Source organism: Methylobacterium terricola (assembly GCF_006151805.1).
GTDB classification, from domain to species: Bacteria; Pseudomonadota; Alphaproteobacteria; order Rhizobiales; family Beijerinckiaceae; genus Methylobacterium; species Methylobacterium terricola.
In genome coordinates this window covers 64,994-83,893 of record NZ_VDDA01000006.1, presented here as the reverse complement: position 1 = coordinate 83,893, position 18,900 = coordinate 64,994, and the positions used below count along the sequence as shown (strand labels likewise).

Annotated in this window: 18 protein-coding genes; 2 read left to right on the top strand and 16 right to left on the bottom strand. The window is 68.2% G+C overall.

The window, feature by feature from the left end; all coding sequences use genetic code 11:
* Positions 1–58 precede the first annotated feature (58 nt).
* From FF100_RS15975 to FF100_RS15935, 8 genes are all read right to left on the bottom strand, one after another.
* Positions 59–994 (bottom strand): bifunctional helix-turn-helix transcriptional regulator/GNAT family N-acetyltransferase, encoded by a 936-nt coding sequence (locus FF100_RS15975; RefSeq protein WP_139036685.1) that lies wholly within the window; start codon positions 992–994, stop codon positions 59–61.
* Positions 995–1,042: 48 nt separating this feature from the next.
* A complete protein-coding gene (locus tag FF100_RS15970; RefSeq protein WP_139036684.1) occupies positions 1,043–1,414 on the bottom strand; it encodes a response regulator in 372 nt (123 codons plus the stop codon).
* A 4-nt stretch (positions 1,415–1,418) separates the two neighbouring features.
* On the bottom strand, positions 1,419–3,005 hold the full coding sequence (locus FF100_RS15965) for an ATPase domain-containing protein (protein ID WP_246102111.1): 1,587 nt from the start codon (positions 3,003–3,005) through the stop codon (positions 1,419–1,421).
* Positions 3,006–3,050: 45 nt separating this feature from the next.
* Entirely contained in the window at positions 3,051–3,866 is an 816-nt protein-coding gene (locus FF100_RS15955) for a sensor histidine kinase (protein ID WP_139036683.1), read from the bottom strand.
* A gap of 173 nt (positions 3,867–4,039) precedes the next feature.
* Positions 4,040–4,510 carry a hypothetical protein gene (locus FF100_RS15950; protein ID WP_139036682.1) on the bottom strand — a complete coding sequence of 157 codons (471 nt, stop codon included), beginning with the start codon at positions 4,508–4,510 and terminating at the stop codon, positions 4,040–4,042.
* A gap of 217 nt (positions 4,511–4,727) precedes the next feature.
* Positions 4,728–5,084 (bottom strand): hypothetical protein, encoded by a 357-nt coding sequence (locus FF100_RS15945; protein ID WP_205824903.1) that lies wholly within the window; start codon positions 5,082–5,084, stop codon positions 4,728–4,730.
* Between the two features lie 29 nt (positions 5,085–5,113).
* Positions 5,114–5,335: a hypothetical protein gene (locus FF100_RS15940; RefSeq protein ID WP_139036680.1), complete on the bottom strand. Its 222-nt coding sequence runs from the start codon at positions 5,333–5,335 to the stop codon at positions 5,114–5,116.
* 287 nt (positions 5,336–5,622) lie between these two features.
* Positions 5,623–7,707 carry an FkbM family methyltransferase gene (locus tag FF100_RS15935; RefSeq protein WP_139036679.1) on the bottom strand — a complete coding sequence of 695 codons (2,085 nt, stop codon included), beginning with the start codon at positions 7,705–7,707 and terminating at the stop codon, positions 5,623–5,625.
* Positions 7,708–8,375: 668 nt separating this feature from the next.
* Between FF100_RS15935 and FF100_RS15930 the strand changes: the two genes are divergently transcribed.
* Positions 8,376–10,028 carry an MFS transporter gene (locus tag FF100_RS15930; RefSeq protein ID WP_139036847.1) on the top strand — a complete coding sequence of 551 codons (1,653 nt, stop codon included), beginning with the start codon at positions 8,376–8,378 and terminating at the stop codon, positions 10,026–10,028.
* Positions 10,029–10,997: 969 nt separating this feature from the next.
* Here FF100_RS15930 and FF100_RS15925 read toward each other — a convergent pair.
* The 5 genes from FF100_RS15925 to FF100_RS15905 all read right to left on the bottom strand — a co-directional run bounded on the left by FF100_RS15925 (position 10,998) and on the right by FF100_RS15905 (position 15,443).
* Positions 10,998–11,264 (bottom strand): hypothetical protein, encoded by a 267-nt coding sequence (locus FF100_RS15925; RefSeq protein WP_139036678.1) that lies wholly within the window; start codon positions 11,262–11,264, stop codon positions 10,998–11,000.
* Between the two features lie 333 nt (positions 11,265–11,597).
* On the bottom strand, positions 11,598–12,812 hold the full coding sequence (locus FF100_RS15920) for an MFS transporter (protein WP_139036846.1): 1,215 nt from the start codon (positions 12,810–12,812) through the stop codon (positions 11,598–11,600).
* Between the two features lie 112 nt (positions 12,813–12,924).
* A complete protein-coding gene (locus tag FF100_RS15915; protein ID WP_139036677.1) occupies positions 12,925–13,695 on the bottom strand; it encodes an ATP-binding cassette domain-containing protein in 771 nt (256 codons plus the stop codon).
* Positions 13,686–14,420, bottom strand: coding sequence for an ABC transporter permease (locus FF100_RS15910; protein ID WP_139036676.1), 735 nt, complete (start codon positions 14,418–14,420; stop codon positions 13,686–13,688). The genes FF100_RS15915 and FF100_RS15910 overlap by 10 nt, the downstream gene beginning before the upstream one ends.
* Before the next feature lie 27 nt (positions 14,421–14,447).
* Entirely contained in the window at positions 14,448–15,443 is a 996-nt protein-coding gene (locus FF100_RS15905; RefSeq protein ID WP_139036675.1) for an ABC transporter substrate-binding protein, read from the bottom strand.
* A gap of 161 nt (positions 15,444–15,604) precedes the next feature.
* Here FF100_RS15905 and FF100_RS15900 point away from each other — a divergent pair, with 161 nt between their 5' ends.
* Positions 15,605–15,973: a 4a-hydroxytetrahydrobiopterin dehydratase gene (locus FF100_RS15900; protein WP_139036674.1), complete on the top strand. Its 369-nt coding sequence runs from the start codon at positions 15,605–15,607 to the stop codon at positions 15,971–15,973.
* 104 nt (positions 15,974–16,077) lie between these two features.
* Here the strand turns inward: FF100_RS15900 and FF100_RS15895 are convergent, their stop codons facing one another.
* The 3 genes from FF100_RS15895 to FF100_RS15885 form a co-directional block, all read right to left on the bottom strand.
* Positions 16,078–17,559, bottom strand: a complete 1,482-nt coding sequence (locus FF100_RS15895; protein WP_139036673.1) for a DUF2235 domain-containing protein — start codon at positions 17,557–17,559, stop codon at positions 16,078–16,080.
* Between the two features lie 191 nt (positions 17,560–17,750).
* Positions 17,751–17,972 (bottom strand): hypothetical protein, encoded by a 222-nt coding sequence (locus FF100_RS15890; protein ID WP_139036672.1) that lies wholly within the window; start codon positions 17,970–17,972, stop codon positions 17,751–17,753.
* 76 nt (positions 17,973–18,048) lie between these two features.
* A complete protein-coding gene (locus tag FF100_RS15885) occupies positions 18,049–18,900 on the bottom strand; it encodes a metallophosphoesterase (protein ID WP_139036671.1) in 852 nt (283 codons plus the stop codon).

Below are 18,900 nucleotides of genomic sequence, written 5' to 3'. Positions count from 1 at the left end.
GCCGGCGGATGCGGGAATGACAGGGAAGGCGCACGAGCCGTAGCGTGGTTCGCCCCCCTCACAGGTCCAGCACCCAGGTCTCCCCCACCAGATCCTGCCCGAACGAGCGGTGCGGCGCCGACTCGACGAGGCGGAAGCCCGCCCCGGCATAGATCCGCCGGGCGGCCGTGAGCACGTCGTTGGTCCAGAGCGTCAGCTGCCGGTAGCCGCGCTCCCGGGCGCCGGCGATGCAGGCCTCGGTGAGGCGCCGGCCGAGCCCCTGGCCGCGTGCGGCGGGCTCGACGTAGAGCAGGCGCAGCTTCGCGACCGTGTCCGATTGCGGCGCCAGGAACACGCTTCCCATGACGTCGCCGTCCTGATCGGCGATCCAGGCCCCGGCACGGGCCGGATCGCCGTCGCGCACGAACCCGGCCAGGATCTCGGCCACCAGGGCCTCGAAGGAGAGGTCGAAGCCGTACTCGCTCGCGTAGAGCACGGCCTGGCGGTGGGTGATCCAGCCGATGTCGCCGGGCGCCAGGTCGCGCAAGGTGGCAGCCTCCCTCTCCTGGGAGGGATCGCCGAGGAGCCGGCGCACCTGCGCCATCGCGCCGACGAGGGCCGCCCGGTCGCCGGCCGACAGCCGCCCGAGCAGGGCGCCGACCTCCTCCCGCGACGCCGCGTCGAGGGGCGCGAAGGCGGCCTGCCCCCCGGGCGTCAGGGCCAGGACCTGGCGCCGCCCGTCGCCCGCGGCGGCCCGGCGGGTGACCAGGCCCTGCGCCTCGAAGCGCTTGAGCAGGCGGCTCAGGTAGCCCGCATCGAGGCCGAGATCCTGGCCGAGGAGCGAGGCGGTCAGCCCGTCGCGGTGGGCGAGCTCGTAGAGCACCCGCGCCTCGGTGAGCGAGAAGGCGCTGCGGTGCAGCCCCTCCTCCAGGAGGCCGATCTGCCGGGTGTAGAACCGGCCGAAGGCCCGCACCGCCCCGATCGCCGTCTCGTCGACCGCCCCGCCCTGCATCATCGGCCCGCCTCCCGTCGGGAAGCAGGATCGTCCAATCACTTGACTCAGTCAAGTATCGGGGCGGTCGGCCGCGAGCTGCGCGACGAGGTCGCGGATCTGCTTGATGCGGAAGGGCTTTCGCAGGAAGACGGCGTGCCCGGAGGCGCGCTCGCGCACGGTCTCCTCGGGCATCGAGCTCATCAGCACGACCGGGATGCCGCGCGTCCCGGGGTCGGCCGCGAGGGCGGCGAGCATCGCCGGCCCGTCCATCACCGGCATCATGAAGTCGAGGAAGATCAGGTCGGGCCGGGCCGCCGCGATGCGGGCGAGACCCTGCCGGCCGTTGGCCGCGGTGACCACCGTGTGGCCGTCATCGGCCAGGACGGCGTCCAGCAATTCGGCGATGCCGAACTCGTCGTCCACGATGAGCACGCTCGCCACGGGCCTATTCCCCGCTGCGGCTCGTGGGGTCGCGGTCCGACAGGACCGCCTCGGCCCGGTCCGGGCCGTCGTCGATCGCCAGGCCGCCGGTCCGGATGTCGAAGACGCGCAGCCGCGGGTCGATCCGCGAATCCCGGGCCTTGGCGACGGCGATCAGGCGATGGAACCCGGAGCGCAGGGCGCAGGAGCGCATCAGCACCACGTTCTCGGCGACGCTGGAGGTTTGCCGCAGGGACGACTCGCCGGAGGGGGCATCGAGGAAGGTGCCGCGCAGATCGGTCTCCCGGGTGTACATCGCTGTCACGCCCAGCGCCCTCAGCTCCGCCGTGAGGGCGGCGAAGATGCGGACGATCCGGTCCTGATCCCCGGCGATCCGGCACATCGCGTCCAGACCGTCGATGAACACGCGCCGGACCCCCCGGTTCCGGATCGTCTCGAGGAGGTCGGTGCAGATCTCGTCGATCAGCCCCTCGGTCGCGGGCTGCCAGGTCACCGCGACCTGGCCGGTCTCGATCAGGCCGGCGACCGGCAGCGTGAGCGCCCGCGCCTTGGCGAGGATCGCGGCCTCGCTCTCGTAGAAGCCGCAGAGCAGGCCCGGCGCCTCCGGATCGGCGCCGAGGAACTGCAGGCCGAGCGTCGTCTTGCCGATGCCGGCGGGACCGCCGACGAGGGTGGTGGAATGGTGCGGCAGGCCGCCGCCCAGCATCGCGTCGAGGGCGGGAAGCCCCGTGGTCAGCGGCGCGCCCTCGACGTGGTCGCGCCGGCTCGGCACCCGCAGGGACGCCTCGATGCGCGGAAACACCCAGATCCCGTCATCGGTGATGCGGAAGGCGTGGCGCCCGCGCAGGAAGCCGCTGCCGCGGAACTTGCGCACCTCCAGCTCGCGCTCGGCCCGCCGGCCGACGAGCCGGCTCGACAGGGCGATCAGCCCGTCCACCATCGTGTGCTCGGCCGCCACCAGGTCGGCCCCGGCCGAGGCGCTGGTGAGGAGGAGTACCGTGACGCCGGTGGCCGCGGCTTGGGTCTGCAATTCGTGGATGAAGGTCTTGAAGGCGAGGGCCGAGGCGGCGGTCTCCTCCGCCGCCACCAGGCCGTCGAGGACGACGAGGCTCGCCTCGCGGGCGGCGGTCTCCCGGCGCAGGAGGGTCAGAAGGCCGGCCAGCCCCTCGTCCTGCAGGGTGCGGAAGGCGCTCAGGTACGTGATCCGGTCGGGGATCAGCGCGGGGTCGAAGAAGCCGAGCGGCGCGATGTGGCCGAGCATCCGCGCATGGCTCTCGGCCAGCAGCGTGACGTAGAGCGCCCGGTTCTCGGCGCCGGGACCCGACGGCGCCCCCGCATGCCTGGGAAGGGCGGGCGGGACGCCCGCATGCTTGGGAAGGGCGGGCGGGACGCCCGCATGCACGGGAAGGGCGGGCGGGACGCCCGCATGCGTGTAGCAGGCCTGGTTGCCGAAGATGGTCTTGCCCGAGCCCGGCGTGCCCTGGACGATGTAGACGCCGCCGCGAAACAGCCCGCCGCCGAGGATCCCGTCGAGGCCGGCGATCCCGGTCGGGACCCGCTCCAGCCCGCCATAGGCGCTGGCCTGCCCCATGCTCGGTCCCGTCCCCGTCATCCGCATGCTCGGTCGCTGTCTCGTCTACTGGTGGAGGGGCAGCGTGACCGTGAAGGTCGCGCCTTCGCCAGGGCGGCTTTCGACCGCGACGGTGCCGCCCATCGCCTCGGCGAGGCGGCGCACCAGCCACAGGCCGACCCCGAACCCGACCGGCGCCGTCCCGGGATCGGCCACCGCGCGCTCGAACCGCTCGAAGATGCGGGCCTGGTCGGCCAGCGGGATGCCAACGCCCCGGTCGCTGACCCGGATCCGCGCCGCCCCGGCCTCGCGGACCCCTGAGACGGCGATCGCGCCGCCGTCGCCGTACTTGATCGCGTTGGTGACGAGGTTGTCGAGGATCTGGTCGAGGGCGAGGCGCTCGCAGGAGAGCACCAGATCCTCCGGCACCGTCACGCTCACCGTGCTGCCCGCATGGGCCGCCATCGGCGCGAGGGCGTCCACCACCTCGGCCGCCACCTCGGCGAGCGGCACGGGCGCGGCCAGCAGGGCGAGCTGCCCGGCCTGGACCCGGGAGACGTCGAGGAGGGTCGTCGCCCGGCGCACGTAGCGCTCGACGAGCCAGCGCAGCTGCGCCAGCCCCTGCGCCACCCGGCCCTCCGGCGCGTCGCGCTCGGCCGCTCCCAGCAGCCGCTCGACCTGGCCGAGGATCGGGGTCATCGGGTTGCGCAGTTCGTGCGCCACGCCGGCCAGGAACGCGTCGCGCTCGGCGAGCGCCCGACGCAGGGTCTCGACCTCCCGGCGTAAGGAGGCGGCCTCGTCGGCAGGATCCGCCGCGCCGTCGATGAGGCCCGCGGACCCGGCGGGGGGGGCCGCGTCGTGCCGTGTCGCCGGCCCGTTCATGCGCCCGACCGTCCGCTCCCGGCGCGGGTTCGGCGGTGCAGCGTCGGCGACGCGGGAGGCGAGGTCTGTGTCACCGGGAGGACATAACAAAACATGGTGCGACAGGCGAGCGCCCACTGCCCGCTGCACGCGGCATCCCACGTCGGGTTCCTGCGGGCTACTGTCGCGGTGGATCAGCGCCGCGGCGCCTGGACCGAGACCACCCGCGCGCCGCCGACCGGCCGCTCGCCGCCGTTGATCACGTAGAGCACCGGGTCGGCCTTCGGCTGGGGCGGGATGCCGGCGACGGTCGGGATGCCGTAGGTGCCCTCGCCCCAGGCGGAGGGAACGAGTTCGCTCGGCCGCGGCAGCTTGAAATACGGCTCGGCGACGAGGCCGGGCTCCAGCGCGCCGGCGCCGCCGTAGAGGCCGAGCGGGGCGGCGAAGGTGGTGCCGCCATAGGCCGCGAACCGGCGGCCGTGGACCACCCCGCCCCGGCCGTGGCGCCCGCGCAGGTCGTAGATCGCGGCGCGGCCGCCCTGCCCCGGCGCGAAGTGGGGGCGCCCGGCCTGCCCCGGATGCCCGTCGCCGCGCAGCGGCTGGGCCTCGGCGCCGGCGCCCATCAGGCTGGCGGCGAGGGTGAGGACGATCAGGTCGCGGCGCATGGCGTGTCTTCCCGGCTCCCGGCACTCGCAGGGTTCAATGCTGGGGTGGCATCCTCGTTCCCGCGCGAGGACCGCGCCAGCCGTGGCAGAATGCGGATGAGCCAGGGCTCGCCCCATCAAGGGCTCGCCACATCACCAGCAGGATCTGCCGCGCCCAGGCTGGCACCGATGTCCCGGCCCGGGCGAACGGTCGGCCGCGATCGTCCGATCTGGGGGATCAACTCGCCGAGGCGGCGAGGCCCTTCTCGACGAGCCAGCCGTCGTGAAGCCACTTCTCGGTCTGCCGGCGGCCGGGGATGTTGATCCAGACGATGTCGCGCTCGAAAACGATCACCTCGCGATCGGCACCGACGATCGCCCAGAACCAGCGTCCGTCGGCGGTATTGCGCATCTTCACCTTCATGCCGGTGAGGGCGAGATCCTCGGTGCGGCCGTCTCGCACGGCGCGCAACGGCTCGTCGTGGCGATCGATCCAACGGATCGTCAGGACCGGCAGGAGGTCCGGCGCGTGCTTCCGGAGAAAGCGCAGGGCGATCTCCTCGGCCTCCTTCTTCGAGGGAAGCGGTCTGTTCACGAGGTCGAGGCTCATATGGGCAAGGCCCTTCAGCCGGCCCTCCGCATCGAATCCGGCGCGCGTCCCGCCACGGTGGCGATCAATCCCGGGACGGCCAGGGCGACGCCGGTGCTGAGAAGAGCGCTGGACCAGCCGAGGAAAACCGGCGGGAGAACGACGGCCAGCGCCAGGGCTCCGAGCGCCAGCCCCGCCGCGGCGGTGGCCGCGGAACCGAGGCGCTTCGCCAGGGGGTCGACATGAAAACGTGACACGTGAGGTCCGCCCCGTCCTCATCGCCGTCGCGATACCGGTAGTCATCGCAGTCTCAGGTCCGATCGACCAACCTTACGTTGGGAAATCCTCTGCCGTAGCCCGCACCGTTTCTCGATCAGGTGTATCCGGCTGCCAGAACCGCCCACCTCCCGATTCTTGGTCGAAGAGCTGCAACGGCCCCGATGCTTGCCGGCACCGAATAGACGATGCCGTCGATCTTGTCCGCGCCCGCATGGTCTGCAAGGACGCCGTCCCAACCGGCTGTCTCACGGTGCCGGGTGCCCGATCAGGCGAACTGATCGGCTCCGAATATGCGGCGATGTGGAGGAAGCTCCCAAGCCGTCTCGATGAAAGCCAATTTTGCCGCTCTCTCAGGATCGAGCGCAGCAGCTCTCGCGGCATCACAGGTGAACCATGCGTCGACTTCGACAACATCGCCGTCGAAATGATCGACCGACGTGATCTTGCGCAGAGCGAGGCCGAAAGGCCGTAGCAATCGCACGATATCATGGAGGAGTTTTTGTCCTTCGTAGATAGGATATAGATGCGACTCCACTTTGATGCCAAGGCAATTAAACAATGTGTCTCCAAATCCTTCCAATACTTCGTATTCGAAGCCTTGAACATCGATTTTGATGGCGTCCGGCAGGGGTACCTCGCCGCGACCGACGAGAGAGTCGTAGCGTACACAATCGACCTCGACTGTGTGAGTAATTCGAAATGCCGGCTCGATCGAGTAGCGCCAGAGCAAACTGTCGTTGGGCTTGAGCAAGGATGTGCATCCAAGACTTTTGGTCACGTTGAGGGTGCGCCGCTCGCTGCGATTGCTTAATGCTCGCTCGACGACCGACGTGCCTTGAATGCCCGCCATGCGCTCCCGAATGGCGGCTGCTTCGGGCGGGTTCGGCTCGAAGACAACTGGCAGAATGCTCTCGATGTAAGGTTGCCATTCGGCGCCGATGCCGCCGAGTCCGCCGACATCGACCAGATTGATCGGAGGGAATTTTGGCTTCATCGCCAGCTCGGCTGGGAGATCAGGAAACGTGCGGGTGTTTTTCCGCATCCACAGATCAGCCACCGCGCCAATGTCAAGGACGACAGCTCCGCTCCGTTTAAGTTTATGGGCGTATATCTTGCCAAGTATGCCGGCCGCCACCAAAAATAGCTGCCCTCGGCGGTCGATTGGCTGATCGAGTTCGGCGCACAGCTCGCGAAAACGATGTGGCCAATGCGCTCCCTCAACCGCACGGTCGCCGAGAGCGGCCCGGTGACTTTGCTCCCCGGGCACCTTGAAGTGCTCGACTTCGCTGATCCCGTATGTGCGCCGAAGCGCCTCCGGCAGATCGTCGTGGCAACTGATGAGACCGATCTTGCCGCGGCCACGCAGGAGGCGGGCCAGCGTTCCGCTCAGTACGAGATCGTAATGCAGGACGAGGCTATGCACCGAGGTTCGTGCGGCCCAGGACGGATCGTTCTCGGAAAGCAGCAGGACTTTCCGCATCGTATTGACAACCCAGGCGATTCCGCGCCGCGATCCAATCCCGTATTCGTGCTCGATGGCGTCTGCGTAGATGCCGCCCAGGCAATCCGCCGCAGGAATGGCGGCATTGAACAATCTGATCGCCTCTATGAATTCAGGATTATCGATTATGGAAGTATCCTTGAACCATATATCTGCAAATTCGATTCGATTTGCTCTGTAATATTCATGATACTCTGCTTCGTCGCTATCGTCGACAATCGTGCATGACCCCTCGCCATCGCCAAGGCGGAGAAGAAGGTAGGGTGTACCGGTGTCGAGGGCTCGGTTAATTTCCTTTTCGACATCCGATATGCTTGCGCTGGAAAATATATTTTTGATTTCTTCAAGCATATGAAGGGATTTTTTATAGGGAAAACGAGCAACAAGTCTAACAAATTGCTCATGGATACGTGCTTCCGATGCGAGCCCGGGAAATTTCGAGCTGGCCTCTGCGATCAAGCCGAGAGCCAGATCGCCGTCACCGACGCGAGCGTGCTGCACGGCAGAAAAAAGCATCATCTCCCCGGAGAGCTTGCCGGCCCGATGGGCTGCACCCAGATGGGGAATCGCGCGCGCAGGCGATTTACAGTATACGCTGACGTTATAAGCTAAATCCTTGAGACACCAATCCCAAAATTCAGGATATGACAAAAAATTTTCTGAGACACGCAAGAAAGATTGAAGATCTTTACTTTTATGGATAAAATAAGTGATCCTGAGTGGGATGTCTTGGAAGCCTTCTTGGTTTGCGTTAGATCTTATATAATCGTATATGCCATCGTGCTCATTTTTATTGCCGGTTTGAAGAATCGAAGACCAATTTGCAACGATCTCATCCGCAATCTTCATGAGTCGCGTTTCCAGAAATGGAGAGAAGTATGGCGTATGCGATCGATTTCTGACTGGCAATGCCAAAAATTCGCGATATTGGCGATTTATGGTCTATCCTGGCCATTCGCCGCTGCTGCGTGTGGAATATCATCAATATAAAATAGACAATTAGAGGCTTGGCCGCTCGAATCGCGGCGATCAAGACAAATAAAATAACTTACAACAAACGTAGGTGTTTGTAGTCGCTAGCTTATGATCTGCAAATTAAGCAAACAAATATTTAAGATTTTCGGTGATGCATTGGGCCGCGGTAGCATGATGGGCCGGCAAGCACGGCGGGATCGTATGCGAGGCGGACCTTCACGCCAATCGGAATCGAGACCCGATCCCCCCGACGGAAGTCTCACGACCTAAGTCTCACGACGAATTGTCGAATAGGCCGGATGGCATGACCGGCTTAACGATTCCCTTGAGCGGCGGACACGCGCGAGCGGGCGGTGGCAATCCCCTCGCCCGGCGGAAAGGCGCCGCCGCACACCCGGTTCACCCTGAAACGCGACGATCCCGACGCGGCGAAGATTCGCGCGGCCGACGCGTGCCGTCCCTCAACGGAAACGCTCCCCAAGGAGGAACACCCCATGGCAAGCTCAGCCGCCCTCGGGAAAGCCGGCGATGCCGCGCGCCCGATGACGCGGGAGGAGAAGAAGGTCATCCTGGCCTCCTCCCTCGGCACCGTGTTCGAGTGGTACGACTTCTACCTCTACGGCTCGCTCGCCGGCATCATCGGCGCGCAGTTCTTCTCGTCCTACCCGCCGGCGACCCGGGACATCTTCGCCCTGCTCGCCTTCGCGGCGGGCTTCCTGGTGCGGCCGTTCGGCGCCCTGGTGTTCGGGCGCGTCGGCGACATCGTCGGGCGCAAGTACACCTTCCTGGTCACCATCCTGATCATGGGCCTGTCGACCTTCATCGTCGGCATCCTGCCCAACGCCGCCCAGATCGGCATCGCGGCGCCGATCATCCTGATCGTGCTGCGCCTCGCGCAGGGGCTGGCGCTCGGCGGCGAGTATGGCGGGGCCGCGACCTACGTCGCCGAGCACGCGCCACAGGGCCGGCGCGGCTTCTACACCAGCTGGATCCAGACCACGGCGACGCTCGGCCTGTTCCTGTCGCTGGTGGTGATCCTGGCGGTGCGGACCTTCACCGGCGAGGCCGCCTTCGCCGAGTGGGGCTGGCGCATTCCGTTCCTCGTCTCGGTGCTGCTGCTCGGCATCTCGCTCTGGATCCGGCTGCAGCTCAGCGAATCGCCGGCCTTCCAGCGCATGAAGGAGGAGGGCAAGACCTCGAAGGCTCCGCTCACTGAGGCGTTCGGCCAGTGGCGCAACGCCAAGATCGCGCTCATCGCGCTGCTCGGCCTCGTCGCCGGCCAGGGCGTGGTCTGGTATACGGGTCAGTTCTACGCCCTGTTCTTCCTGCAATCGATCCTGAAGGTCGACGGCTACACGGCGAACCTCCTGATCGCCTGGGCGCTGCTGATGGGCACCGGCTTCTTCGTGGTGTTCGGCTGGCTCTCGGACAAGATCGGCCGCAAGCCGATCATCCTGGCCGGCTGCCTGATCGCGGCGCTGAGCTTCTTCCCGGTGTTCAAGCAGATCACCACCCTGGCCAATCCCGCCCTCGAGAAGGCGATCGAAAACGTCAAGGTGAGCGTGGTGGCGGATCCGGCCCAGTGCGGCAGCCTGTTCAACCCGGTCGGCACGCGGGTGTTCTCCGCACCGTGCGACCTTGCCCGCGACTACCTCGCCAAGTCCTCGGTGCGCTACACCACCGAGGCCGCGCCGGCCGGCCAGCCGACGGTGGTGCGGATCAACGGCGCCGAGGTCCCGTTCGCGGCCGGCGCCCCGGCGGCGGAGTTCAACAAGGCCGCGGCCTCCGCGCTCCAGGCGGCGGGCTACCCGAAGGCCGGCGACGCCCAGGTCGTCAAGATGGCGAACCCGTTCGACATCTTCCGGCCGCAGGTGGCCGGCGTGATCGGGCTGCTGTTCGTCCTCGTGCTGTTCGTCACGATGGTCTACGGCCCGATCGCCGCGGCCCTGGTCGAGCTGTTCCCGACCCGGATCCGCTACACCTCGATGTCCCTGCCCTACCATATCGGCAACGGCTGGTTCGGCGGCCTGCTTCCGGCCACCGCCTTCGCGATGGTGGCCCAGACCGGCGACATCTATTACGGCCTCTGGTACCCGATCGTCATCGCGCTGATGACCTTCGTGCTCGGCCTGCTCCTCGTGCCCGAGACCAAGGACCGGGACATCTTCGACGAGCGGGATACCGCCGCGCAGTGAGTCGAGGATGACGGCATGAGAGGGGCGCCCGCGGCGAAGGCTGCGGGCGCCCTTTGCTATCTGCTTCTATCCGCCATGATTTTGCTGGCGGACCAAATATGTTTATGTATTTTTATAATAACATATATCAATCAACTTACGTATAAAATTTGAAAATCAGCGTTTATATAATGACCTGGGAATCTGCTGATAGGTGATCACAATGTATTGTTTATTAGAAGCACCAATAAAGACTGCTATATTATAATATATTAAATAAAAAAACAAAATAAAGCAAGTGTTTTACAATGTTGTCTAGCGATATTATTTGACTTATAAATAATAAATTTGACATAATCAAATTAATTCTGATACATGTCATTTTCGGAAAACAGTTTCCACATAATTTAAATTTAATTTTAGTGCAGAGGCTGGCCTGGATCGATAATATGAACTTGGCTTCATGCCGTTGCTAAGTGGTGGAGGGAAGAATGCGGTTGGCGTTTGCTGCGATAGTGTTTGCCCAAACAGTTTTGTTTTCAGGCCAGGTCAGCGCGCAGGCTGTCAACTGCAAGCAAATAGAATGCTCTGGTAAGCATATTGAGTGCAGAAGTAAGTTTCCATGGAAGAAGATTGATTGTGAGAGAAAGAAATCGCAGTGGAAAATGCAGTGCGAAGCTAAGAAAAAGGCATGCCTCGCAGTGGAAAAAATTTAAAATTTGGCAGTTCTTAGGGTAAAATATCTTGGGGCACGCATGTGTCGAAACTTCCAATCTAACGTCCTGTGTGCCCCGTCATATCGGCAAGGCCCAATCCCTAAGGGTGACAATGAAGGCTTGCTTCCAGGGCCGGACCGTCCGAGCTGCTGGTATCGAGGCGCGGCGCTGATATGAGGCGTCGAGAGCGGAGGCCGCAATCAAGCTCTGCTCCCAACGAAAAATGGCCCGCCTCAACGAGACGGGCCCCCAACGATCAGTCAACGCGGCCGCGTCAGCGGCAGGTCGTCACCCGGCGCACGATCCAGCCCTCGCCGTCGACGAAGAGCTTCTTGCGCGAGGTCGAGCACTGGGCGTCGTCGGCCTCCGCGGCCGGGGTGGCGACGCTCGCCGTCGCGGCGACGTCGCGGGTGGTGCCGGCTCCGGCCTTCGGCGCCTTGTCGACCGCGGGCGCGGCGCTCGCCACGAGCGGGGCGCCGGCCGTGGCCAGGGCGGCCAGGAGGGCGAACAGGGGCAGTCGGGCGCAGGGACGCGCACGCATAGTGAATGATCCTATCGGTTGGATGCGGAGCGGCATGGGCCGGCGGCGTGGCTCTGGACCGCTCTCCCTTGCCATGAATAAGTCGCCAGCGCCCGAAGAGTTGCGTCGCCCCGGCGGGTCCGTTGGAAAAACGGTAAACACGCAGAGGCGACGCCACGGTGACAATCACGCGACGGCGCGGGATTGCCGGAGCGGCCGCGTCGAAGCGGCCCTTGATTGGTACCGCATTTCACCAGGACTGCAATAGACTTCGAGCGTGCGAAATACCGACGTCTCCATTCCGCAGGGTCGGGCAGAGGATCCGGGTCTCGACTTGAGCCGAACTCGCCCCGCTCAGGCGAGCGCCGGCCGCCCCTGCCCGGCCCGGCGCTGCACCAGCCAGAGCGTGATCGCGACGTTGAGCAGGTTCCAGCCGATGCCGTTGGCGAAGGCCGCCGCGTAGGAGCCGCTGAGGTCGAAGATCACCCCGGACAGCCAGCCGCCGAGCGCCATGCCGAACAGGGTCGCCATGATGACCACCCCGACCCGGCCGCCGGCCTCGCTCGCCGGGAACAGCTCGCGCACGATGATGGCGTAGGCCGGCACGATGCCGCCCTGGAACAGGCCGAACAGGGCCGAGATCACGTAGAGCGAGGTCAGCCCGTCGAAGGCGAGGTAGAGCAGCAGCGCCACGCCCTGCAGCACCGAGCCGACGAGGAGCGTCGGCAGCCCGCCGATCCGGTCGGCGAGGAATCCCGACGCCACCCGGCTGACGATGCCGAAGCCGAGCATCAGGGACAGCATCTCGGCGCCCCGGGCGACGCCGTAGCCGAGATCGCCGCAATAGGCGACGATGTGGACCTGCGGCATCGACATCGCGACGCAGCAGGCGAGGCCCGCCACCACGAGCAGGCCCTGCAGCACGCTCGGCGGCAGGCCCAGCGTGCCGCCCGCCCCTGCCTGCCCGATGCGGGCCACGGCCTGGACCGGCGGGCGCCGGCGCATCAGGAGTGCCAGCGGCAGCATCGTGGCCAGGCAGAACAGCCCGATCCCGGCTTGCGTGGCGCGCCAGCCGTATTCCGACACCGCGTGCTGGACCAGCGGCGGCCACAGGGTCCCGGCGAGGTAGTTGCCCGCGGCGCAGACCGAGACCGCGATGCCGCGCCGGCGCGCGAACCACAGTGAGATGTCGGCCATCAGCGGCCCGAAGGCGGCCGACGAGCCGAGGAACCCGATCAGGATCCCGTGCGCCAGGGCGAACTGCCACAGGCTCGTCGCGAGCGCGGTGGCGCCGTAGCCGAGGAACAGGCACACCCCGCCGAGCACCAGCGGCGCCAGGATGCCGAACCGGTCGGCGAGCCGGCCCATCAGCACGCCGCCGAAGGCGAAGCCGATCATGGTCAGGGTGTAAGGCAAGGACGCCGCGCCGCGGGCGGCGCCGAACTCCGCCTGCACGGCGGGCAGCACCACCACCACCGACCACATGCCGACGCCGCCGATGGTGGTCAGCAGCACGGAGACGACGAGGCGCCGCCAGGCGGCGGCGGAATCGAGCCCGTCGGCGGGCATCGCTTGGGTCGGCACGGGCGTTCCTCGAATCGGCTTTTCGGCTTTGCCGGTGCTGTAGCAGGCGGGGTGCACGGCGAGGAGCGATCCGTGTGCAACCCCTGCCCGCTTCGCGTCACCCCTCCGCGACCGTGCCCGGATACCGCGCCGCCAGATCCCGCCGCACCGCCTCCCCCCAGTCCCGCCCGCGCTCGCTCTTCGGCGTCGGCAGCGGCACCTCCGCCACCAGGCTCGCCGGCCGGCCGGAGAGCAGCAGCAGCCGGTCGGCCACCGCGAGGGCTTCCGGCACGTTGTGGGTCACCATCAGCACCGCCGCGCCGCGGGAGCCGGCGCTGCCGAACACCGCCGCGCGGAGAGACGAAGCCGCCGCGTCGTCGAGGGAGACGAACGGCTCGTCGAGGACGAGGAGGCGCGGCGCCAGCGCCAAGGCGCGAGCGAGCGCGACCCGGCGGGCCATGCCGAGCGACAGAGCCCGGGGGTAGCGTCCGCGCCAGGCCGAGAGGCCGAGCTCCTCGAACAAGGCGTCGAGCGACTGCCCGCGCTCGGCCCGCGGCAGGGAGAGCCGCACGTTCTCCTCGACGGTCCGCCAGGGCAGGAGCCGCGGCTCCTGGAACACCATGCCGATGCGCAAGCCCGGATCCGCGGTCAGGCTGCCCTCGAAGTCGCGGTCGAGCCCGAGCAGGATGCGCAGGGTCGTGGTCTTGCCCGCCCCCGAAGGCCCGATCAGGCACAGAATCTCCGCGGCCCGGACCGTGACGGCGAGGTCGCGCACCGCCTCGACCGGCTCGGACCCGGCCGGGCGGTAGACCTTGCGGCGGACCGTCAGGGTGAGGATCGGGGTGGCCGCCGCGCGGCGGAACTCGGCGGCGGGCTTGGTCAGCGCCATCGGCGGGCCCGGGCGTCGAGGGGGCGGAGCAGCCCGGCGTCGACCGCCAGCATCACGGCGCTGAACACGAGGCTGTAGCCGATCAGGGCCGCGACGTCGAAGAGCTGGAAATAGTACGAGATCGCGTAGCCGACGCCGTTCGGCCGGCCGAGCAGCTCGACCACCAGCACGATCTTCCAGGCGAGCGACACGCCCGAGCGCGCCGCCGCCACCGCGAAGGGCTCGAGCTGGGGCAGGAGCACGTGGCGGATCCAGGTGCGGCGGTCGTAGCGGTAGGCCTCAGCCATCTCCTCCAGGCCCGGATCGAGCCCGCGGGCGCCCTCGCGCAGGATCACCGCGACGTTCGGCATCTTGTTCAGCGCCACCGCCAGGATCGCCGCGGTCTCGGTCAGGCCGAGCCAGATATAGGCGAGCACCGTGATGACCAGCGCCGGGGTGTTGAGCAGCACGAGCAGCGGCGTATCGAGGAGCCGGTCGGCGGCCCGCGAGCGGCCGAGCGCGATGCCGAGCACCGCCCCGGTCGCCATGGCGAGGCAGAACGAGGCGGCGACCCGCCACAGCGTGATGCCGACATTGCGCAGGAGATCGCCCGAGGCCGCCTCCCGCACCACGAACGCCGCCACCGCCTCCGGCGACGGCAGGGTGCGGGGATCGACGCTGCGGCTCGCCAGCCACCAGAGCGCCAGGAGCAGGAGTACCGAGCCGAGGCGGGCAAGGACGGCCATCAGGCGGGCGATAGGCGCGGGGACCGCTCAGCCATTCGGCCCGCCATCCCAGTACAGCCCGTCCGGCAGGGTCGCCGCAGTACCGACCAGGCGCTCGCCGCCGAGCCGGGCCAGCACCGCGTAGAGGCGCTCGGCATCCATGCGCTCGGCGGCGGCCGGGCGGCGCGGGATGCCGTCCAGGAAGGCGCGCTTGAGGGTGGCGTAGGTCGCCTCGTCCTCCGCCGCCATCAGCGGGCGCACCGGCGCCCAGGCGGTGTCGCTTCCGGCGAGCGCCTGCTTGGCCCGGGCCGAGGCGCGGGCAAAGCCCGCGACGGCATGGGGCTGGCGCTGCAGCAGGGCCTCGTCGAAGACGTAGCCGAGGAGCGCGATCGGGCCTTCGACCCCGAAGGCCTCGGCGATGCCGTCGGCGCCGATCAGGCGGCGGAAGCCCCGCGCCTCGAGCCGGGCGCAGAAGGTCCAGTACAGGAGCGCGGCGTCGAGCTCGCCGGTCTCGAGCTTGCGCATCAGGAGCGGCGGCGCGCCGAAGACCGGTTGCGCCTCGCGCTCGAGGTCGAGCCCGTCCTTCTCGCGGGCCCGGGCCCGCAGCAGCAGCCAGTTCTTGTCGAGCGGCCCCCCCGCCACGCCGAGGCGCTTGCCGGCGAGGCCGGCGACGCCGGTCACGGAGCTTCCTCCCGGCACCATCAGGGCGCCCTCGGTCGAGGAATAGGGCAGGAACTTCACCGCCCGCCCCTCGGCCCGCAGGCGCGCGGCCCAGAGCAGGTCGGACACGATGGTGTCGACCTGGCCGCCCTGGAAGGCGATGCGGGCGGCCTCGCTCCCGGCGAGGCGCACGCCCTCAACGGATAGCCCCTCCGCCGCGTCGATCCCCTCCGCCTTGATGACGGCCGCCTCCCACGAGACGGTGCCGAAGGGCAGGAGCCCGACCTTGAGCGAGGTCTGCGGAACGGCCGGCTGCGCCCCGGCCGCACGGAGCGCGATCGGCCACAGCCCGGCCGCCGCCATCAATCCGCGCCGTGAGAGCATGGCCCCCCTCCTCCTGTCCCCGGCCGTGTCGCCGGCCGTTCCCCGGAAGAGGTAGGCGGCGCGGGCCGCGGCGTCCACCGCTTGCGCGCCGGGCCGCGAGGCCGCACCCTGGGCGGGTCCGCCGCCGCGGTCACTTGTACTCTCGTCAGGACGACGAAGCCATGCCGAAAGACCAGGTTCTCGCCCCCGACGCGGTCGCCGCACGCCTTGCCGATCTGCCGGCCTGGACGGCGGCCGACGGCTGGATCACCCGCACCTACCGGACGAACAGCTGGAAGGGCACCCTGATGGTGATCAACACGATCGGCCACCTCGCCGAGGCGGCCTGGCACCATCCGGACCTCACCGCCTCCTATGCCTGGGTCGAGGTGCGGCTCACCACCCATTCGGCCAAGGGCCTGACCGACAAGGACTTCGCCCTGGCGCGGAAGATCGAGGAGGTGGTCGGCTGGCAGCCGGGGCTGGAGGGCGGCGCGCTCGAGGGCACGCCGACCGATCCGCGCTTCGCCTACATCAAGCACGACCGGTAGGGACGGTCGGGACCGTGCGCGCCGGAGCGGCGTCCGACCCGGCGCTGCGGCGTTCCGGCCTGCGAACGCGCGATCGCTGCGGTGCGGATCGATCGAAATCCTGATCAATATGAGTGATGCGTCTCGGTGTGGTTGCGCAACGCTTCGGGGCGATACGGTTGCATGACGTCGTAGTGCAGAACACCGGGCGCAGGCGCCGCGAACCGATCGAGCACCGACGAGTGCAGCGGCGCATTGCGCGGAACGTGGCGCACCCAAGGCTTCCAGCCCAGCTCCTCCCGGGCCCAGATCCGCGTCAGCAGCCACACCGTCCAGGCCGGCCACCCCGCCACGGTGCTCTTGCGCTCGTCGTGCTGCGGGCCCGTGGCCGAGGGCCAGAGGTTCAGCATCGTGCGATCGACCCGCAAAGGCTCCGGCAGGCCCGTCGCCTCGTCCACCATCCAGGCCAGGGCGATGTCGGACAGCCGGGCTTCGTTCTCGATGTAGCTGCCCCCCACGTCCGAGTGGACGCCGGCGAACCACAGCTGGATCAGCTGGGTATGGCCGTCCTGCCTGGTCGTCGTGGCGGCCTCGGCCGCTTTGCCGGGCGTGTCGGTCCACGGCACCCTGTCGAAATCCTTGCGGTTCTCGTCGATCGCCAGGGCATGCCGCGCATGCTGCACGTACGGGCTCAGGACGGTGTCGTAGAACGTGACGCGCCAGCCGGTGACGTGGAGGGTCTGGAGCACGGGCCGACTGCTCTTCGTCGTAAACTTGACGTAGGTCCGCAGCCAGGCGACCGCGGCGGCGGCTGCACCGATGCCGAAGACGAACAGGAACATCCACCAATACGAGGCCGCATCGACCCGGTCGTTGAACAGCCATGCGCGGAGCAGGTTGCCGACGACCGCGAGGAGGCCGATCACGGTGATGAGGCCGCCCGCCAGGGCCAGGGTCCGGCCGGTGGTCAACCCGAGCGCCGCGACGGTGTCCCAGACGCCGATGAAGTAGGGATAGGCATTGGCCAGCGCGGGATCGTTCGGGGCGGCGGAGGCGTAGCGGCTCCGGAAGCGCTCGGCCAGTTCCAGCCGGACCGGGCGGTACGGGTCGCCCTTCACGGAATTGCCGAACTGGTAGACGTCCTTGACCGCTTCCTTCGCGAAGGTGTTCAAGGCCGCCGGATCGCGCCGCAGCGGCGCTCCGTCCGCGCCCCGGGTGGGGATGCCGCACAGGCCGAGCACCCCGGCGACGCAGCGCACGGTGTAGGCGCCGCGGCTGAACCCGATCAGGTAGATGCGGTCGCCCGGCTCCCACACGCGCAGGATCGCGGCGTAGCAATCGATGATGTTCTGCGTGATGCCGAGGCCGGTGGCCCGGCTCAGGATATCGTAGATCCGGCGCCACCCTCCGACCTTGATGCGCATGCCGGCCATCGTCGAGCCCAATCCGGGATCGTAGAAGGCGACCTGTTCGGCCGGATCGATGCGCGTGTCCGGGCAGACCCGCGCAGCCCGAAACAGCTTGTAGACGTTGCTGCGATTCTCGTCGGGCAGCAGGCCGCCGCCTTGTCCCGTTCCGTCCGAAAAGATGACGATGTTCTTGGGCAAGGCGGGTCTCCCTCGCCGCAATCTAGCGGCAAGGGGGGAGAGCTGCCACGCTGACCGATCCGGCCGGACGCGTCCCAGGCGGAAACTTTTCGTGATTGCGACCGTCGCCGTCACGGCGGCAGGCGCCACCCGGAATCCGTGTTCGGCGCGTCGATGGGCGATCGCGGATCGGCACGACGCTACCCGCTGGCTCAGCCGCCCGCCTTCACCCGCCGGCACTGCGTCTTGAGATAGGCGCTCCGCCCCACCCCCTCGCGGATCTCCGAGCGGGCGATGATCTCCTGCCAGCCGGTGGCGCAGCCGATCTCGCTCGCGACCTTGGTCTTGAACACGTCGGTGGCGGTCGCCTCCTCGCAATCCTGCACCGGGATCGCCTGGGCGCAGACCAGCACCACCGCCAGGAAGCCGTTCATCGCCATGCCCCTCCGCTCGAAGGGTCATGATGGGGCGGCGCGGCGCCCGGCCCACCCGGACTCTCGTCCGGGTCGCTCAGGCCGTCACCTCCGCCACCAGCCCGGGATCGAAGGTGCGGCCCTCGACCGGGTTGGCGAGGCAGCGGGTGCCGTGGAGCCGGAGGTCGTGGCCGGCATGGAAATGGCCCGAGACCCACAGGTCGGGCCGATGCGCCTCGGCCAAGTCGGCGAGGAGCGTGGTGGCGTAGAAGGCCGGCACCCACCAGGGCACGCCGGGGGCGTCGCGAAACCGGTCGGCGGCTTCGGCGATCGGCGGGTGGTGGGTGACCGCGACGGTCGGGCCCGGATGCGGCCGGGCGAGCGCCGCCCTCATCGCCGCCCGGTCGGCGGCGTGGGCGTCCATCGCGGCCCGCGGCGTCCAGGGCGTGCCGTCGGATGAGCGGATCGCCCGGTACTCGCGCGAGCCGGTCGCCGGGTCGGTCATCCGGGCGGCGGCGAAGGCCACCGGGTCCTCCGGGCGGTCGGGCGTATCGGGCGACAGCCAGCGCCCGGCGAGGCGCCAGTCGCTCCACAGGGTCGCGCCGACGAAGCGCACGCCGTCGACGACCCGAACGGCCCCGCCTTCGAGCAGGACCACCCGCTCGCGCGAGGCCGCGCGGTTGATCGCCTCGACCCCGGCCCGGAGCGCCGCCAGCAGCTCTGGGCCGGTGCGCGGATCCTCCGAGGGCGCGTAACGCTCGTGGTTGCCCGGCACCAGCACGACCGGCCGCTCGCCGGCGAGCTGGAGGAGCGCCGCGAGCCCCCGCTCCGGCTCGCCCTCCCAGACGTCGCCGGCGCAGACCATCAGGTCGAAATCCTGGGTCGGGGCCGGCACGGCGGCGAGGGGCCGGCGTTCGAGATGGAGGTCGGAGAGCGGGAAGAGGCGCAT

What these genes read in the sequence shown, in the direction of transcription:
- FF100_RS15885 (WP_139036671.1), bottom strand. Translation starts at nt 18,900, where the DNA reads ATGCGCCTCTTCCCGCTCTCCGACCTCCATCTCGAACGCCGGCCCCTC.
- FF100_RS15890 (WP_139036672.1), bottom strand. Translation starts at nt 17,972, where the DNA reads ATGAACGGCTTCCTGGCGGTGGTGCTGGTCTGCGCCCAGGCGATCCCG.
- FF100_RS15975 (WP_139036685.1), bottom strand. Translation starts at nt 994, where the DNA reads ATGATGCAGGGCGGGGCGGTCGACGAGACGGCGATCGGGGCGGTGCGG.
- FF100_RS15950 (WP_139036682.1), bottom strand. Translation starts at nt 4,510, where the DNA reads ATGCGCCGCGACCTGATCGTCCTCACCCTCGCCGCCAGCCTGATGGGC.
- FF100_RS15955 (WP_139036683.1), bottom strand. Translation starts at nt 3,866, where the DNA reads ATGAACGGGCCGGCGACACGGCACGACGCGGCCCCCCCCGCCGGGTCC.
- FF100_RS15910 (WP_139036676.1), bottom strand. Translation starts at nt 14,420, where the DNA reads ATGGCCGTCCTTGCCCGCCTCGGCTCGGTACTCCTGCTCCTGGCGCTC.
- FF100_RS15915 (WP_139036677.1), bottom strand. Translation starts at nt 13,695, where the DNA reads ATGGCGCTGACCAAGCCCGCCGCCGAGTTCCGCCGCGCGGCGGCCACC.
- FF100_RS15900 (WP_139036674.1), top strand. Translation starts at nt 15,605, where the DNA reads ATGCCGAAAGACCAGGTTCTCGCCCCCGACGCGGTCGCCGCACGCCTT.
- FF100_RS15935 (WP_139036679.1), bottom strand. Translation starts at nt 7,707, where the DNA reads ATGAAGATTGCGGATGAGATCGTTGCAAATTGGTCTTCGATTCTTCAA.
- FF100_RS15965 (WP_246102111.1), bottom strand. Translation starts at nt 3,005, where the DNA reads ATGGGGCAGGCCAGCGCCTATGGCGGGCTGGAGCGGGTCCCGACCGGG.
- FF100_RS15930 (WP_139036847.1), top strand. Translation starts at nt 8,376, where the DNA reads ATGACGCGGGAGGAGAAGAAGGTCATCCTGGCCTCCTCCCTCGGCACC.
- FF100_RS15920 (WP_139036846.1), bottom strand. Translation starts at nt 12,812, where the DNA reads ATGCCCGCCGACGGGCTCGATTCCGCCGCCGCCTGGCGGCGCCTCGTC.
- FF100_RS15905 (WP_139036675.1), bottom strand. Translation starts at nt 15,443, where the DNA reads ATGCTCTCACGGCGCGGATTGATGGCGGCGGCCGGGCTGTGGCCGATC.
- FF100_RS15925 (WP_139036678.1), bottom strand. Translation starts at nt 11,264, where the DNA reads ATGCGTGCGCGTCCCTGCGCCCGACTGCCCCTGTTCGCCCTCCTGGCC.